Genomic DNA, 16,787 nt, shown 5'->3' with positions numbered 1-16,787 from the left:
TTATCTGAATGGGGACCTAGGGGTTACGCGATGACATATCCGCACAGTGAACGGATGGTCGCTGGGCGTTACCGACTGCTGCAGGAGCTCGGCCGGGGCGGCATGGGCGTGGTGTGGGAGGGATACGACACGCTCCTGGACCGGCCGGTCGCCGTCAAGGAGGTGCTGCTCCCGCCGAACCTCGCCCCGGCCGAGCACGAGCGCCAGCTGACCCGCACCTCGCGAGAGGCCAGGACCGCGGCCCGGCTCAACCACCGGGGCATCGTGGCGGTCTACGACGTGGCCGAGCAGGACGGCCGGCCCTGGATCATCATGGAGCTCGTCAGGGCCCGCGGGCTGGACGAGGTCGGCCCGCTCCCGGTCCAGCAGGTCGCCGACATCGGCCGCCAGGTGCTGTCGGCGCTCCAGGCGGCCCACGAGGCGGGCATCCTGCACCGCGACGTCAAGCCCAGCAACATCCTGCTCGCCCCCGACGGGCGGGCCGTGCTGACCGACTTCGGCATCGCGACCGTGGAGGGCGACACCTCGCTGACCCAGACCGGCATGGTGACGGGCTCGCCCAGCTTCCTGCCGCCGGAACGTGCCACGGCCGACGCGGCGGGCCCCTGGTCCGACCTGTGGGCGCTCGGTGCCACCCTCTACGCCGCGCTGCTGGGCCACGGCCCTTTCGAGCGCACCACCGCCATCGCCACTCTCGGCGCCCTCCTCACCGAGGAGCCCGACTTCGGCCGGGTGCCCCCCGCGATGCGGGAGGTGCTCACGGGCATGCTCCAGCGCGACCCCGCCCACCGGCTGACCCTCCAGCAGGCCGACACGCTCCTGGCGGAGGTGGGCGGCGACCCCGCGGCGGCGCCCCGCCGTACCGAACGGCACCGCAGGCGGGACGCGCCCACCTCGGCGATGCCCGCCCCGCGGCGCAGGCGGGACCGCGGCCGCGGCCGGATCCCGCTGATCGTGGCGGCGGTGGTGGTCCTGGCCGGAGGGGGAGCGGCGGCGGCCGTGGCGATGACGCAGTCGGACCCGCAGAGCCCCCCGCAGGCCGGTCCGGTCTCGGACACCTCCACCGTCGACGCCGTGGCCACCCCGACGGAGGCGCCGAGCGAGTCCCCCAGCCCCAGGCCGTCGAGGAGCCGGACCGCCGTCGCGGAGGGGCAGCAGTGGAGGCAGTGGCAGGCCAGGCCCCCGGAGAACTGGTCCATCCGCTATCCGGCCGGTTGGAAGGGCGACTGGGCCGCCGAGACGGGCTACACCCAGTGGCTGCGCCGCGACGGGGGCGCGCACATGTCGGTGGAGGCGCTCCCCGGCCCCCACGACAGCCTGGAGTCACTCCAGGGGACCGTCAGGACCGACGCGGCGCAGTGGAGCGAGATCGACGCCGACGACATCACGCGCGTCCCCCTGGCGTACGGCACCGGCCTCCAGTGGGAGTTCACCTGGAAGATGAAGGACAGCGGCGGCGTGCCCTGGGCCCGTCCCGGGGTGACCTACCACGAGGTCCGCCGGTTCATCGGGGTCGGCGACACGGTCATGGTGCTGAGCTGGACCACCGCCGACGCCGAGTGGAAGAGCCAGCTGAACAGCATGAACCGGGCCTTCAAGAGCTTCCACCCGCGCGGAGGTGAATGAGGTGGCATGGAGGGTGCTGGCGCTGCCGCCGCTTCCCGAGGAGGCGCTGCGCAACCTGCTCGGCCCGCTGGGAGAGCGGGTCGAGGTGTCCGTCCCGGCCCGCCGCGACCGGGATGCCCTGCTCTCCGCCCTGCCGGAGGCCGAGATCGTGGTCGGCGACTGGAGCGGCGGGCTCGCGCTGGACGCCGAGGCCGTCCTTGCCGCCCCGCGCCTGGCGTTCGTGCAGCAGCCCTCGGTGGGCGTGGACGGCCACGATCTCGGCGCGCTGGCCGCCGCCGGAGTGCCGCTGGCCAACGCCGCGGGAGTGAGCGCGATCGCGGTGGCCGAGTGGTGCTTCGCCGCCGCGCTCGCGCTGTCCAGGCGGCTGCTCGACGCCGACGCCGCGGTCCGCGCGGGCGGCTGGCCCCAGCTCGACCTCGGCCCCAGAGAGCTGTACGGCTCGCGCGTGGGCATCGTCGGCTTCGGCCCGATCGGCGAGGCGTGCGCCCGGATGTTCGCCGGCCACGGCTGCGAGGTGTCCTACTGGACGCGGCGCCCCCGCGAGGTGCCCTACGCCTACCGGGAGCTGGAGGCGCTGGTCGCCGGCTCCGACGTGCTCGTGACGGTGATCGCGCTGTCGGAGGAGACCCGGGGCCTGATCGACCCGTCCCGGATGCCCGCGGGATCGCTGCTGGTCAACGCCGCCCGCGGGGGAGTGGTGGACCAGGCGGCGCTGCTGTCCGCCCTGGAGTCCGGGCACCTGGGCGGTGCCGCGCTGGACGTGTTCGAGACCGAGCCGCCGCCGCCCGGAGACCCGCTGCGCGACAGCGCCCGGGTGCTGCTGTCGCCGCACGTGGCCGGGGTGACCCCGCAGTCCACCGGCCGCCTGGTCCGGTGCGTGCTGGACAACCTGCGGGCCGCGGTGGAGGGACGTCCTGTGGCCAACGTGCTCAACGGGGTGGAGCCGGTGGTCCGGCGCCGTCCCGGGGGCGGACGTACATAGAGTTTTCGCGCGTTTAACGTGTCCCGTCTGGCCCGAGGGACACCCGAGATATAACGTGCTAGGGGCGATCTTTACTATGAGGGCTCTGGGGGTGAGGTCCTGTGCAACAGATGACACAGATGTCGGCGCATCGGCGCGCCGTCGAGCAGATCAGGGAGTCCTACGCCGCGATCCCTGAGGACGCGGTGCCCCGGCTGGCCAAGGCCACCACCAACCTGTTCCGCTTCCGGGACGGCGCTTCCGGAGCGAAGCTGTCGGCCCGGGACCTGGACCAGGTCATCGAGGTGGATCCGGTCACCATGACCGCCGAGGTCCAGGGGATGACCACCTACGAGCACCTGGTGGACGCCACGCTCGCGCACGGGCTGATGCCGTACGTCGTGCCGCAGCTCAAGACGATCACGCTGGGCGGCGCGGTGACCGGGCTGGGCATCGAGTCCACCAGCTTCCGCGACGGGCTGCCGCACGAGTCGGTCGAGGAGTTGGAGATCCTCACCGGCGACGGCCGGATCGTCGTGGCGCGCGACGACAACGAGTACCGCGACCTGTTCCGTGCCTTTCCCAACTCCTACGGCACGCTCGGTTACGCGCTCCGCATCCGGATCAAGCTCAAGCCCGTCCAGCCGTACGTCCGGCTGACCCACATCCCGTTCGGCGACGCCGACAAGTGCATGATCGCCATGAAGGAGATCTGCGAGAGCGGCGAGCACGACGGTGAGCCGGTCGACTTCGTGGACGGCACGTTCTTCGGTCCCGGCGAGCTCTACGTGACCGTCGGCCGGTTCGCCGAGCGCGCGCCCTACCTGTCGGACTACACCGGCATGCGCATCTACTACCGGTCGATCCAGACCAGGACCCGCGACTGGCTGAGCATCCGCGACTACCTGTGGCGCTGGGACACCGACTGGTTCTGGTGCTCGCGCGCCTTCGGCGTGCAGGGGGCGCTGGTGCGCTCGCTCATGCCGCGCAAGTGGATGCGCTCCGACGTCTACCGCAGGCTCGTCGGCCTCGACCGCAAGTACGGTGTGATCGCCCGGGTTGACCGGTGGCGGGGCCAGCCCGTCCAGGAGTCGGTCATCCAGGACATCGAGGTGCCCGTCGAGCGCGGCGCGGAGTTCCTGGACTTCTTCCACGACAGGGTCGGCATGGCGCCGGTGTGGATGTGCCCGCTGAAGTCCACCGGCGAGTGGCCGCTCTACCCGCTGGAGCCCGGACGGCTCTACGTCAACTTCGGCTTCTGGGGAACAGTCCCCCTGCCCCGGGGCCAGTTCGATGGGTACTACAACCGTCTCATCGAGAACAAGGTGCACGAGCTGGACGGGCACAAGTCGTTGTACTCGACGTCGTTCTACTCCCGGGACGAGTTCTGGCGGTTTTATAACGGAATCGCCTACTGGCCGGTCAAGCGGGCATACGACGCGGGTGGCCGGTTGCTCGACCTCTACGACAAGTGTGTACGGGGGCGTTAGGAGGTTGATTCTGTGAAGCTCGCAGAAATCTTCGAAAAGGTCATAGGGCCCGAGGCGGACATCCGGTTCGCCGCCTATGACGGCAGCAAGGCCGGTCCGGCCAGTGCGGACATCAGCATCGAGGTGAAGTCCCCGGCCGCGGTGGCCTACCTGGCGCAGGCCCCCGGGGAGCTCGGTCTCGCCAGGGCGTACGTGTCCGGACATCTCGACGTCCAGGGCGACATGTACGACCTGCTGTCGCGGATGTGGTCGCTCACCATCAACGACATCCCGGCGAGCGAGAAGCTCGCGGCCATCCGCGCTCTCGGCATCAAGCCCCTGCTGATGCGGGTGCAGCCGCCTCCCCAGGAGGTACGGCGCAGCATGCTGGCCAAGATGGGCAGCAGGCACGCCAAGCAGCGCGACGCCGAGGCGATCCACCATCACTACGACGTCTCCAACAGGTTCTACGAGTGGGTGCTCGGCCCGTCCATGGCCTACACCTGTGCGGTCTTCCCCAGCGAGGAGTCCACGCTGGAGGAGGCGCAGTACGCCAAGTTCGACCTGGTCGCCAGGAAGCTGGGTCTCAAGCCCGGGATGCGGCTGCTGGACGTGGGCTGCGGCTGGGGCGGCATGGTCATGCACGCGGCCCGCGAGTACGGCGTGAAGGGGCTGGGGGTCACCCTCTCCCGCCAGCAGGCCGAGTGGGCGCAGAAGGCCATCGCCGAGGAGGGGCTGGGCGACCTGGCCGAGGTCCGCTACATGGACTACCGGGACGTGAAGGAGAGCGGTTTCGACGCCGTCAGCTCGATCGGCCTGACCGAGCACATCGGCAAGGAACAGCTGCCGTTCTACTTCCGGTTCCTGTACGACAAGCTCAACCCCGGCGGCCGGATCCTCAACCACTGCATCACCCGGCCGACCGGCACCGAGAAGACCATCAACGCCGGCGGCTTCATCAACCGCTACGTCTTCCCCGACGGGGAGCTGGAGTCGGTCGGCTACCTGGCCCGGCAGATGGAGGACCTCGGCTTCGAGATCCGCCACGAGGAGAACCTGCGCGAGCACTACGCCCAGACTCTCCGCTACTGGTGCGCCAACCTCGACGAGCACTGGGACGAGGCCGTCGAGGAGGTCGGTCAGGGCACGGCCAGGGTCTGGCGGCTCTACATGGCCGGTTGCGTTGTCGGCTTCGAACGCAACAAGATCCAGCTCCACCAGATCCTCGGTGTGAAGCTCGACTCCCAGGGCGCGGCCCACATGCCGCTCCGCCCCTCCGTCGACTGGCCCTGATCGTCATCCGGTGATACGGCCCGCGCCCTTCACGGGACGCGGGCCGTACCGCCGGGCCCTCCGGGAGGGGCTCCGATCTCCGAGGTCAGCTCGGAGAAGGTGACCTTTCCGCCGGGCAGGAGCCGTAGGACCGGGATGGCCTTGTTGACGGGGTTGCCCTTCTTGTCGAAGGAGATCCACCCGCTGGCGGCGGGCACGGTGAAGGGCGCGCTCGTCAGCATGTTCGCGACGGCGCTCGCCGTGGGACGGGTCGTGCCCTGCGCGGCGTAGATGTCCACCACCCCGATGGCGGTCAGCATCGCGTCATGGTGCATGATGGCCTGCCCGTCGTCGAGGATCTCCCCGGGGAACTTGGCGCCGAAGCTGTCCGTGCCCGGCCTGAAGCGGTTGGCGGTCGCCGGCTGGACGGCCTCGGGATGGCTGTCCCAGGCCGCGGGGTGGGCCAGTGCCGTGTAGTAGACCTCGAGGTTGGCCCGGGTGTCGTCCCAGATCGGCTCCTGCTGGGTTCGGTTGAGGTTGCTGGCGTCGTCGCCGGTGACGACGGTGATCTTCCGATCGACGCACGTCCGGCGGGTCAGCGCCCGCAGGAAGGGCGGCAGGTTCTGCCAGCGCCCGGCGAAGAAGACCACGTTCGCGCCGCTGTTGCAGATCCGCTCCGGCATCTGCCCGAGCACCGTGTCCGCGCTGTCGAGCGAGGAGCTGTAGGTCAGGGAGACGTCCAGGAGGCGGCTTCTCCTGTTCGCCGGGACGACGACGTCGGCGAAGGCGGAGGTGAAGGACGTGGCGAGGGTGCTGGTGTAGGAGTCGCTCCCGTCCTCGTCCTGCACCAGGACCGCGGTGACGGCGTCGCGCTCCTTGAGGAAGTGCGCGATGGCCTTGGCCTGGGCGCTGTTGGGAGGGGACACCCGGACCATGGTGGCCTTGCCGGCCAGCTTGTCGGAGGTGATGACGGCGCCCACCATGGCGATCTGGGCCGTCGCGAGCTCGTCGATCGCCTTCTCCGTCCCCGCGACGCTCGAACCCAGCCCGGTGACCGCGACCAGGTGCTCCTCACTCGCCGTCTTCTCCTTCAGCTCGCCCACCGTGGCCCGCCAGGCGTCGCCGTCGCCGGAGGAGTCGGCGAGCAGGAGTTGCACGTTCGGCGCGCTCGCGTCGCCCTCGTTGTGGTTGCTCCAGTACTGGGCCAGGTAGGCCCCCTGCAGGGCGTGCCGGATGGACTCGGTGCTTTGCGTGCTCGTCGGACTGGTCACCGGGTCCATCGGCAGCATCACCGCGATGCTCACGTAGGGCGTGCTCTGCCCGCGCACCCACTCGTTCTCCCGGCGGATCAGCTCCGCGACGGGGGACAGGTTCGCGGTGTAGTCGCCGGACCCGTCGGTGACCCGGGGGCGCGGGCGGAGGAGGAGGAACAGCCCGGCGCCCAGGGCGCCGGCGAGCAGGACGCAGAGCAGTCCGAACCAGAAGGGATGGACCTTCCGGAACGGCGCGCGCCTGTCGAAACCGCGCTGCTCACTCATCGTCGTCCTCCCGGTCGTAGCGGTGAGCCTCGTTCATCAGGATCGTCCTGCCGCTGGTGGCGTACCGGGCGAGCAGCCTCAGGCCGTCCGCGACGCTCCGGCGCCTGCCGCGCAGGGGGTCCACCCCGGGGTCGGACAGGAACCAGCGGTCGACGACCACGCTGCGCACGACGGCCAGCCGCTCCGCGCCGCCCGGCCGGTCCGGGGCGGGCCGGTCGCGCGGGTCGTCCGGCGGCTCCTGCCCGGGATGGTCGCCCCGCCCGTCCTGCGGCTCCTGGATGAGCCGGCCGTACAGGTTGTCCGGCGACGTCGTCACGGGCAGCCGGTTCGGCGCGGAGGTGATCCAGTTGTACTGCCTGATCCAGGCGGCCATGTCGATCCGGTTGAACCGCCCGTCGAGGAGCGCCACCACCTCCTGCAGGTGGCGGCGGCCGGTGGCCGTCAGGTCCACGCGGGCGAGCCGGTGGTGCATGACCATGGAGAGCCGGTCGCGGGGCAGGTCCTCACGGGAGGTGTAGAGGGCCTCCAGGCGCTGGTGGGCGATGTCCCACAGCGGGCCGTCGCGGCGGTGGCGGCGTTCGAGCTCCCGCAGCAGCAGGCGTCTGAGCCAGGGGTGGATGGCCGGTGCCCTGTCCTGCCCCGGACCTGTGACGAGCCACATCTGGTCGCCGAGCTCGTCGACCGCCGAGCGCCAGGGACGGGACAGCAGCCCGGCGTCGTCGGCGTCCGCCAGGTTGGTCGCGGCGGAGCACGCGACCAGATCCTCCAGGTCGTGGGGGAAGTCGCGGAACGGGTGCTGCGCGTGCGCCCGGTTCAGAGCCGGAAGCCCGCGCAGGCCCTGCTCGGTCCAGCCGGTGTCCTGCCCGGATGCCCCCGCGTCCGCGTTCTCGTGCGGGTCCTGCCCGTGTTCCCTCGTGTCCGCGTTCTCGTGCGGGTCCTGCCCGTGTTCCCTCGTGTCCGCGCTGTCGTGCGGGTCCTGCCCGTGTTCCCTCGTGTCCGCGCTGTCGTGCGGGTCCTGCCCGCGCTCTCGTACGGCCGCGCGCTCGTGGGCCTCCCGCCCGGCGCGGGCGGAGTCCCGTCCCTCCCCTCGCTCCCGGGCCGCCATGGCCTCCAGCAGGTGCGTGACCGCCAGCGGATGGCCGCCGGTCAGCGCGTGCACGAATCCCGTGTGAGCCCTGCCCGGCCTTCCCCGGGTGGCCATGCGCATCCGTGTCACCTCGGTGCGGCTGAGGCCGGGCAGCAGCACCGGATACCACCAGCGGTCGCGCCTGCCGTTCGCGCGGTTCGCGAGCCAGTCGGCGTGGCCGGCCTGCTGTAGCCGGCGTGGATGCCGGGCCACGCCGTCCTCCGGGGGTTTGAGGGTCCCCGGGCGGTCCCAGTGATGGCCGAGGTCCTGCCAGGATCTGGAGGTGGCGACCACCAGCAGGGGATCGTCTCCGGCCGGCTCCGGGGCGGCGGCCCGGTGGGCCTTGGCGGCCACCAGGGCCCGCAGGAACTCCCGGCCGGAGGGACTGTCGGAGTTGTCCAGCAGGACCAGGCAGTTGCGCGGGCGCCATTTCCTGGACCAGCCCTCCCTCAGGTCCTCCAGGAGCGCCTCGCAGATGATCTGCGCCGCCGCCGGAGACCCGTCCTCGGCCGCGCCGGAGCGTGCCAGGTCCGTCAGGCCGCCGGGGTCGAGCCGGTCGCGGTACCAGGCCATGCCCTTGCGTTCCAGCAGCTCCACCAGCCGGCGCCCCCGCGCGATCCGGTCGATCAGCGTGGCGATCAGCGGACCGGCCACCGGCAGCACCGGGACGCTCCCGCCGAGCAGGTTGAAGAGCTCCTGAAGGGTCCTGGCGCTGTCCGGGATCCCGCGCCTGCCGCGGATCAGCTCGTAGAGCTCCTGTTCCGCCTCCTCCTGCCGCAGCCCGGGGTCCAGCGAGAGCGCCAGGTTCCCCAGCACCACCCGGGGCAGCTTGACGGGCGCGAATTGGCGCCAGCGATGGCCCATGACGCGGCGCGCGATCTGCGCGGTGATTTCCCATACCTTTATGTCGGGGTGTTCGGCGCAGTCGATGTGGACAAATGGCAATGAAAAGGAGGTCGCGGCGTTTTCCGCGACCTCCTTGAGGAGAGTGGTCTTGCCGCTCCCGCGTGGACCGAAGAGTACGATGACGGGCAGTTCGCCGCCCCCGGGCCCACCCTCGCGGTCGAGGCATTCGTTGATCAACCGCTCGCAGGCGGACGTCAACTCGTTGTTCGCCATGTTCTACCCGCCTTCGGCAATTCCCGGCCTGTTGCGCTGGAGGATGAACGAGAGCACGCCCGCGATCGTAAGGGCGGGACCGCATCGTAACCTAGCTTTTCGGGAAACGCTTTCGAGTCAGGTATATATGGCTATTTTCAATTATCTACAGAAAACCCGGCCGGTCACCTGAGCTCGCGCTTGAGGATCTTCCCGGTGGCGGTCATCGGAAGGGCGTCACGGAACTCGACGATCCGCGGATACTTGTAGGCCGCCATGTTCTCCTTGCACCAGGCGACCAGCTCCTCCTCGCTGACGGACACGCCGGGAGCGCGGATGATGTAGGCCTTGACCTCCTCGCCGTGCGAGTTGTGGGAGATCCCGACCACCGCGGCGAGGGAGACCCCGGGGTGGGTCATCAGGACCTCTTCGATCTCGCGCGGGTAGACGTTGAAGCCGCCCCGGATGATCATGTCCTTGGCCCGGTCGATGATCGCGTAGTAGCCGTCGGCGTCGCGGGTGGCGATGTCGCCGGTGCGGAACCAGCCGTCGTTCATGACCTCGGCGGTCGCCTCGGGCCGGTTGTAGTAGCCCTTCATCACGTTGTGGCCGCGGATCGCGATCTCACCGGGGCCCTCGCCCTCGACCGTCTTCCACTCGCTGTCGACCAGCCTCATCTCCACGCCCCAGATCGGCGTGCCGATCGTGCCGGGCTTGGTGGGCCTGCCGAGCTGGTTGAAGCTGGCCACCGGGGAGGTCTCCGACAGGCCGTAGCCCTCCAGGATGCCGATGCCGAAGGTGGCCTCGAAGTCCTTGAGCACCTCGACGGGGGAGGAGGCGCCACCCGCGACCGCGACCTTGAGCGAGGTGGGCACCTCGTCGCCGTCGGCGTGGATCTTCGACAGCATGGCCCAGTACATGGTCGGCACGCCCGCGAACAGCGTGATGTTCTCGGCGCGCATCAGCTCCAGGGCCGGGCCGGGCTCGAAGCGCGGCATGAGCACCACGGTCGCCCGGCGGCGGAAGCCGAGGTTCATGACGGTGGTCTGGCCGAAGGAGTGGAACAGCGGCAGCGCCGCCAGGAAGGCGTCGCCGCCCTCGCTGCGCGGGAACATCTCATCCGAGACCATGGCGTTGAGCAGCATGTTCTGGTGGCTGAGCTCGGCGCCCTTGGGCTGGCCGGTGGTGCCGCTGGTGTAGAGGATCACCGCGGTGTCGTCCGGCGCGGTCTGCACGGTCGAGAACTCGCCCGGCACGCCGTCCAGCGCCGCCCACAGCGTCTCGCCGTACTCGGACTCGGTGGCGAACGCGGCGGCCGGCAGCACGAAGAAGTGCTCCGTCGCGGCGGCCTGGTCGAAGCCCGCCCGCCCGCGCTCGCCCAGCGGCAGCTCCGGCGTGCCCTCGAAGCAGAACAGAGCCTTGGCCTCGCAGTCCTCCAGGTGATAGGCGATCTCCCTGGACTGCAGCAGCACGTTGAGCGGCACGACCGTGGCGCCGGTCTTGAGGATCCCGTAGTACACGAAGGGGAAGTAGGGCAGGTTGGGGCAGGCCAGCGCGACCCGGTCGCCCTTGCCGACGCCCCGGGAGACAAGCAGGTTGGCAACCTGGTTCGCGATGGTGTTGACCAGGGAGTACGGCAGCCTCAGATCACCGAAGACCAGTGCGGTGCGGTCGGGCTGCTCCCGGGCGCTGTCCTCCAGCGCGATCGACAGGTTGAGCATGGTGCGTCCTCCTCCGAACAAGCTCTGACCCGCCCATACTCGCAGCCCGAGATACCTACCGGTAGGTAACCAAGGTTACAAATTGACGTGTAAAGCAGCGAGGAGTAAGCAGATGAGAGCCCGCTTACCGGGGGCGAGCCGGCCGTCCGTGCGTTCGTGCGACGAAGGGTCAGTGGCCACATGGAGTACGACTATGTGATCGTAGGCGCCGGCTCGGCGGGATGCGTGCTGGCCAACCGGCTCTCGGCGGACTCCGCCACGACCGTGGCGCTGATCGAGGCGGGAGGCTCCGACGACAGGCTGGAGGTCCGGATGCCCGCCGGCTTCGCCAAGCTCTTCAAGACGGACCGCGACTGGGCCTTCACCACCGCCAAGCAGCCCGAGCTGTCCGGCCGGGAGCTGTACTGGCCGCGCGGCCGGATGCTCGGCGGCTCCTCCTCGATGAACGCCCAGATGTGGGTGCGCGGGCACCGGGCCGACTACGACGGCTGGGACGTGCCCGGCTGGTCCTACGAGGAGGTCCTGCCGTACTTCCACAGGGCCGAGCGGCGCGCCGGCTCCAACCTCGGCGGCGTGTACGGCACGGCGGGCCCGATCCACATCTCCGAGCTGCGCAGCCCCAACCCCGCCACCGCGGTGTTCCTGCGGGCCTGCGAGGAGCTCGGGCTCACCCGGCTGGACGAGCTCAACGGCCCGTCCAACGAGGGCTGCTGCCAGACCCCGGTCACCCAGAACCGGGGCCGCCGCTGGAGCTCCGCCGACGCCTATCTCAGACCCGCCGCCAAGCGGCCCAACCTCACCGTGCTGACCTCCTCGCACGTGCGCAGGGTCCTGATCGAGGACGGGCGCGCGACGGGCGTGGAGTACGGCGACGGCACGGTGGTGCGGGCGCGCAGGGAGGTCATCCTGTCGGCCGGGGCGATCGGTTCCCCGCACCTGCTGATGCTGTCGGGCGTCGGCGCGGCCGACGAACTGCGGGCGGAGGGCGTCGAGCCGGTCCACGAGCTGCCCCAGGTCGGCAGGAACCTCCAGGACCACCTGGCCTCGGGCGTCATCCTGCACTGCCCCAGGCGGGTCACGCTCGCGGGCGCCGAGTCGGTCGCCAACCTGCTCCGCTTCCTGGTCGGCCGTAACGGCATGCTGACCTCGAACGTCGGCGAGGCCGTGGCCTTCATCCGCACCTCCCCGGGAGAGCCCGCCCCCGACATCGAGCTGATCTTCGCGCCCGGCCCGTTCATCGACCACGGCCTCACCCCGCCGCCCGGCCACGGCCTGACCATCGCCTCGATCCTGCTCCAGCCGGAGAGCCGCGGCCGCGTCTCGCTCAACGGCCGCGACGTGGTGATCGACCCCGCCTACCTGACGGCGGAGGCCGACGTCCGGCGGCAGGTCGCCGGGTTGCGGATGGCCAGGGAGCTGTTCGCCACCGAGGCGCTCAGGCCGTTCGCCGGGCCGCCGATGAATCCGTACTGGGGCGCGGAGACCGACGAGGAGCTCGACCGCTGGATCCGCGAGCGCAGCGAGACCCTCTACCACCCGGTGGGCACCTGCCGGATGGGAGAGGACGCCGAGGCGGTGGTGGACCCGGCGCTGAGGGTCCGCGGGATCGGAGGCCTCCGGGTCGTCGACGCCTCGGTCATGCCGGTCATCAACCGGGGCCACACCCACGCCCCCACCGTGATGATCGCGGAAAAGGCCGCCGACCTCATCACCCGCGCCGGGTGAGCCGTGCTCGACAGCGAACCCCGGTCCTGACCTGGGCACTATCAGCTTGACGGACATCGGAACAGCGCCACCGGACGATATCCAAGGGGATGACGCGCATCGGCCAGGTCATCCGCGCACCGGTGTCCATCGGCTGCGTTTCTGTCGGCTCGGGTTGCTATAGATGGCGCTGTCACCCCCCGACGATCAAGGGATGTACCGATGGCGTTGGTCACCTTTCGCGACGAGACGGCCCGCTGCACCGCCGGCCCCTCCCCCCGTTTCCGCGGCCTGGTCACGCCCGCCGACGCCGGAGCCGAGCTGACCGGTGACTCAGTGGCGTCCGTCGTCAGGCTCGTGGCCCCGGTGGGAGGCTGACGTGGCGATCCTGGACGAGCTGCCCTCGGACCGGCGGGCCTGGCTCGACTGCCTGGACGAGACGACGTTCGACGTCTTCGAACGGCTGGACGCGGTCTTCGACCCGGCGGAGCGCGTGCCGTGGAACGTGAAGCTCGCCGACACACCGATGGGGAGGCTGGCGAAGGAGTCCGGCGGCGCCGAGTGGCGCGCCCTGGGGCTGTGGGGCCAGCTCCGCCTGCACATCAGCGTGGGGAAGGGCGATTACCACCGGGCGTTGACCAGTGTCTTCACCCCGGTGCTCCGGCGCGCCCCCCGGTGGACCCCGGCGGAGATCGAGCTGCTGTGGCGCGTCGCCGTCACCCCCACCCCGCTGGGCAGGGACCAGCAGCCGGCGGACCTCTACAGGCTGCCTCTCGCCGCGACCAGACGGCTGCCGGTCGCCGAACGCGAGCCCTACGTGGAGTTCCTACGGCAGGTCAAGGACCATCTGGCCCAGCGGCCATGGGGGGCGACCGACTCGGTCAAACGCGTCATCGACAACCTGCTGGCCGACCACGCGGGCGATCCCGCGGTCGCCGCCCAAGACCTCATCAACGAGCTGGACCCGTTCGCCACGCTCCTGCGCGAGGAGTACGCCGCCCGGTTCGGCACTCCCGAGGTGCTGCCGCTGCTGCGCCACTGGACCACGGCCACGAATCCCCGGCCCAACGCCGCCTGGCTCGACCAGGCCGCGGCGCTGCTCACACCCGACGCTGTCACCCTGGTCAAGGATGTGCTTGGCCGCATCCCCGGTTACCGCGAGCGCGTCGAGCCGCATCCTTACCGGCCCGTCGTCACCTACTTCCACGAGCACACCGCGGTCCTGGTGCGCGGCATGGTGTGGACGTGCGAGCTGGTCGGCGAGCCGTGGGTGACGGCGCTGCTCGGCGACGTGGCCGTCGCGACCGGCACCGGTGTCGGCGGCTCGGGCCCCGACTCGCGCAACGAGCGGACGACCAACGCCGCCCTCGGCGTACTGGCTCGGCGCGGCGGCCTGGAAGCGGTCACCCAGCTCGCCCGGGTGCAGGCCAAGGTCCGCAGGAAGAGCATCCTCGCGCTCGTGGCCAGGACCCTGGACGGGGTGGCCGAGCAGACCGGCCTGTCGCCCGAGCAACTCCTGGATCGGACCGTCCCGTCCTTCGGCCTCGGACCCGACGGCACCCGCACCGAGCACGGCCTGCGCCTGTCCGCCGACGGCGTGATCGCCTTCGTCGACGAGGGCGGCAAGGTCCGCAAGACGATCCCCAAGGCCGTGCGCTCCGCCCACGGCGAGCTGCTGGCCGAGCTCAGGGCCACCGCCAAGGAGCTGAGGAAGACGCTCCCCGCCGAGCGCTTCCGGGTCGAACGCGCCCTGGCCGGCGAGCGGATCTGGTGCTGGCGCGACATCTGTGCCCACTACCTCGACCACCCGGTGACCGGCAGGTACGGCAAGGCGCTGATCTGGGAGATCCCGCAGGGCCCCGCCGGCCTCCCCGTCCGGGCCGCCGGCGGCTGGGAGCTGGCGGACCCGCAGGGGCGGAGCATCCGGCCCCTTCCGGACACCCCGGTGAAGCTGTGGCACCCCATCTCCGCCGCCGTGGACGAGGTGCGCGCCTGGCGCGACCACGTCCTCGCGATCGGCCTGCGGCAGCCGTTCAAGCAGGCTTTCCGCGAGGTCTACCTGCTCACGCCCGCCGAGGAGAGCGCCGGCGACCGCTCGCGGCGCTTCGCCGGCCACGTCCTCAGATACGGCCAAGCCAAGGCGCTGCTCACCGAACGCGGCTGGACCGGCCTGTCGCTGGGCCACTGGTGGGCGGAGGGCGGCTACAACCAGGCCGAGGCCGTCAAGGAGCTGCCGGGGCTGACCGCCCGCTGGGACTTCCACCTGGACGAGGAATCCGGCGAGCGCGACGCGTACGGCACCGCCTCGCTCTGCGTCAGCGGGGACATCCGTTTCACCGACGAGCACGGGCGCCGGGTCTCGCCGGCAGAGGTGCCGCCGCGAGTGCTGTCGGAGGCGCTGCGCGACGCCGACCTGGCCGTCGGCGTCACCTCCACCGGCCTTGACCCCGAAGGCCAGGACGACTACTGGCACTCCTACAACCTTGGCGACCTCACCGGAACCGCTCAGGTCCGCCGCGACGCCCTGACCAGGCTGGTACCCCGTTTGGCCATCGCCGACCGGCTCGAACTCACCGACCGTTTTCTCCGCGTCCGGGGCGACCTTCGCACCTACAGGATCCACCTCGGCTCCGGCAACATCCTGATGGAACCCAATGACGCCTACCTGTGCATCGTCCCCCGCGGCGCCACCGACCACGTCTTCCTGCCGTTCGAGGAAGACGGCGGCATGCTGTCGGCCATCGTGTCCAAGGCGTTCCTGCTGGTCGCAGACACCACCATCACCGACCCGTCCATCGCTCACCAGCTCCGCTGACCCGCCCATGGGTTGAGCCGGCGTGCGCGGCGGCCCTGTTCGGGACCACAGCGGTTCGTCGACGACCGCCCGGGTGGGAGACAGGGTCGTGTCTCCCACCGTCAGAACCGGCTTCCGTGGCAGGCGGGCTGCCTCGGCCTGGCCGGACCGGATCCCTGAGCTCTTCGACTTCGCCGAACCGGCCATCGCTGTCCAGGGTGTCAAGCAATCCGGCTGGTCAGTCGCTTGAAGGTTGTCAGGCCACGTCAGGCACGTAGGCTGGCCGCGACTGATCCGTCCGACGAACGAGTGATCTCGTCGTCCTGGCTGGTCCATGAGGAGCAGGGGCATCGCATCCACGGTCCTGAACGTCCATCAACCGGCGGAGACATCATGCGCAAAGGCATTGTGGTCACGGCACAACCCGGTGTGGAGGAACTGGCCGCGCAGGCCGAGGAGTTGGGCTTCAGCAGCTTCTGGGTCTACGACACACCCATGCTCCACGGCGATCCGTTCGTAGCGCTGGGCTTGTGCGCGAAGGCCACCAGCCGTATCAAGCTCGGCGTCGGCGTGACCTCACCGGCGTTGCGGTCGTTACCGGCTGCGGCGAGCGCGTTCGCCAGCCTCAACGCGCTGGCGCCAGGCCGGATCATCTGTGGCGTCGGCACCGGCAACACCGCCCGGCGCACCCTGGGAATGCTGCCGGCCACGACGGCCGAACTCGAGAGGTTCACCGCCGGGCTGCAGGACTTGTGCGCCGGAGGCACCGTCGAGTACCGCGAGGGTGACCAGGTCCGCGACATCCGGCTCCTGCATGCCGGGCAGCACGTGAACACCACTGACCCCATCGAGTTCCTGGTGGCCGCGACCGGTCTGAAGGCCGCCGCCGTCGCCGGTCGTCGCGGCACCGGCATCATCTCCTTCGGCCTCCTGGATCCTGCGGCCTGGAGCGCGTTCCACCACGCTCGCCGGCAGGCCGCGGGCGCGCCTCGTGACGTCGACTCCTACGTCATGACCTCGCTGCACGTGCTCGACGAGGGCGAGGACCCCTACGGCGACGCGGTCCGGGACGCGACGGGTCACATCGTCATGTCGCTGTTGACCTTCGCCGCCGATGCACCCGCGTTCGCCGAAGGGTTCGGCGTTGAGGAACGCGACGCGGTGCGGTCACTCCTCGACCGGCGGGGCACCACGACCGTCGCGCCGGACCGGCACACCGCGCTCTACCCCCACTATCTGGGGCGCATCGCGCCGGCAGACCGGGACCTGATCCTGCCGTCGCTGATCGACGCGCTGGCCCTGGCCGGAACGCGGGACGACCTTCTCGCTCGCATCGCCACCCTGGAACAAGCCGGGGTCAACGAGATCGTCATTCAGCCGGTGATCGATCCATCGACGGAGATGGCCGAGCTCGCGAAGCTGACCACCTGAGCCGTTCGCCGGCGGGCTCGCCTGTGGCCAGCTATCGATCTCAGGCT

Annotated in this window: 11 protein-coding genes; 8 read left to right on the top strand and 3 right to left on the bottom strand. The window is 70.6% G+C overall.

Annotated elements, in window-relative coordinates; all coding sequences use genetic code 11:
• The first annotated feature begins 54 nt into the window (after positions 1 to 54).
• The 4 genes from SROS_RS48875 (at position 55) to SROS_RS34460 (ending at position 5,349) form a co-directional block, all read left to right on the top strand.
• The gene (locus tag SROS_RS48875) at positions 55 to 1,626 is read left to right on the top strand and encodes a serine/threonine-protein kinase (RefSeq protein WP_052317103.1); all 1,572 of its coding nucleotides are present in this window, start codon (positions 55 to 57) and stop codon (positions 1,624 to 1,626) included.
• A gap of 1 nt (position 1,627) precedes the next feature.
• On the top strand, positions 1,628 to 2,608 hold the full coding sequence (locus SROS_RS34470; protein ID WP_012893577.1) for an NAD(P)-dependent oxidoreductase: 981 nt from the start codon (positions 1,628 to 1,630) through the stop codon (positions 2,606 to 2,608).
• Positions 2,609 to 2,718: 110 nt separating this feature from the next.
• A complete protein-coding gene (locus SROS_RS34465; RefSeq protein ID WP_012893576.1) occupies positions 2,719 to 4,077 on the top strand; it encodes an FAD-binding oxidoreductase in 1,359 nt (452 codons plus the stop codon).
• Positions 4,078 to 4,089: 12 nt separating this feature from the next.
• Positions 4,090 to 5,349, top strand: a complete 1,260-nt coding sequence (locus SROS_RS34460) for a class I SAM-dependent methyltransferase (protein WP_012893575.1) — start codon at positions 4,090 to 4,092, stop codon at positions 5,347 to 5,349.
• Positions 5,350 to 5,378: 29 nt separating this feature from the next.
• Here SROS_RS34460 and SROS_RS34455 read toward each other — a convergent pair whose 3' ends face one another.
• The 3 genes from SROS_RS34455 to SROS_RS34445 all read right to left on the bottom strand — a co-directional run bounded on the left by SROS_RS34455 (position 5,379) and on the right by SROS_RS34445 (position 10,811).
• The gene (locus SROS_RS34455; RefSeq protein WP_012893574.1) at positions 5,379 to 6,866 is read right to left on the bottom strand and encodes a type 1 periplasmic-binding domain-containing protein; all 1,488 of its coding nucleotides are present in this window, start codon (positions 6,864 to 6,866) and stop codon (positions 5,379 to 5,381) included.
• Entirely contained in the window at positions 6,859 to 9,111 is a 2,253-nt protein-coding gene (locus tag SROS_RS34450; RefSeq protein WP_012893573.1) for a hypothetical protein, read from the bottom strand. The genes SROS_RS34455 and SROS_RS34450 overlap by 8 nt, the downstream gene beginning before the upstream one ends.
• 164 nt (positions 9,112 to 9,275) lie before the next feature.
• Entirely contained in the window at positions 9,276 to 10,811 is a 1,536-nt protein-coding gene (locus SROS_RS34445) for a long-chain-fatty-acid--CoA ligase (protein WP_012893572.1), read from the bottom strand.
• A gap of 180 nt (positions 10,812 to 10,991) precedes the next feature.
• Between SROS_RS34445 and SROS_RS34440 the strand changes: the two genes are divergently transcribed.
• The 4 genes from SROS_RS34440 to SROS_RS34430 all read left to right on the top strand — a co-directional run bounded on the left by SROS_RS34440 (position 10,992) and on the right by SROS_RS34430 (position 16,740).
• Positions 10,992 to 12,536 (top strand): GMC family oxidoreductase, encoded by a 1,545-nt coding sequence (locus SROS_RS34440; RefSeq protein ID WP_012893571.1) that lies wholly within the window; start codon positions 10,992 to 10,994, stop codon positions 12,534 to 12,536.
• A gap of 201 nt (positions 12,537 to 12,737) precedes the next feature.
• Complete coding sequence (locus SROS_RS51370) at positions 12,738 to 12,893, top strand: hypothetical protein (protein WP_012893570.1); 156 nt, start codon at positions 12,738 to 12,740, stop codon at positions 12,891 to 12,893.
• 1 nt (position 12,894) lies between these two features.
• Complete coding sequence (locus SROS_RS34435) at positions 12,895 to 15,330, top strand: DUF4132 domain-containing protein (RefSeq protein ID WP_012893569.1); 2,436 nt, start codon at positions 12,895 to 12,897, stop codon at positions 15,328 to 15,330.
• A gap of 288 nt (positions 15,331 to 15,618) precedes the next feature.
• Positions 15,619 to 16,740 (top strand): LLM class flavin-dependent oxidoreductase, encoded by a 1,122-nt coding sequence (locus SROS_RS34430; RefSeq protein ID WP_218919734.1) that lies wholly within the window; start codon positions 15,619 to 15,621, stop codon positions 16,738 to 16,740.
• The last annotated feature ends 47 nt before the right edge of the window (positions 16,741 to 16,787 follow it).

It is taken from the genome of Streptosporangium roseum DSM 43021, assembly GCF_000024865.1.
GTDB lineage: Bacteria > Actinomycetota > Actinomycetes > Streptosporangiales > Streptosporangiaceae > Streptosporangium > Streptosporangium roseum.
This window is presented reverse-complemented; position numbering and strand designations above follow the sequence as displayed.

Coding starts and splice junctions, on each gene's coding strand:
- SROS_RS48875 (WP_052317103.1), top strand. CDS start 55: ATGGTCGCTGGGCGTTACCGACTGCTGCAGGAGCTCGGCCGGGGCGGC.
- SROS_RS34465 (WP_012893576.1), top strand. CDS start 2,719: ATGACACAGATGTCGGCGCATCGGCGCGCCGTCGAGCAGATCAGGGAG.
- SROS_RS34455 (WP_012893574.1), bottom strand. CDS start 6,866: ATGAGTGAGCAGCGCGGTTTCGACAGGCGCGCGCCGTTCCGGAAGGTC.
- SROS_RS34450 (WP_012893573.1), bottom strand. CDS start 9,111: ATGGCGAACAACGAGTTGACGTCCGCCTGCGAGCGGTTGATCAACGAA.
- SROS_RS34445 (WP_012893572.1), bottom strand. CDS start 10,811: ATGCTCAACCTGTCGATCGCGCTGGAGGACAGCGCCCGGGAGCAGCCC.
- SROS_RS34440 (WP_012893571.1), top strand. CDS start 10,992: ATGGAGTACGACTATGTGATCGTAGGCGCCGGCTCGGCGGGATGCGTG.
- SROS_RS51370 (WP_012893570.1), top strand. CDS start 12,738: ATGGCGTTGGTCACCTTTCGCGACGAGACGGCCCGCTGCACCGCCGGC.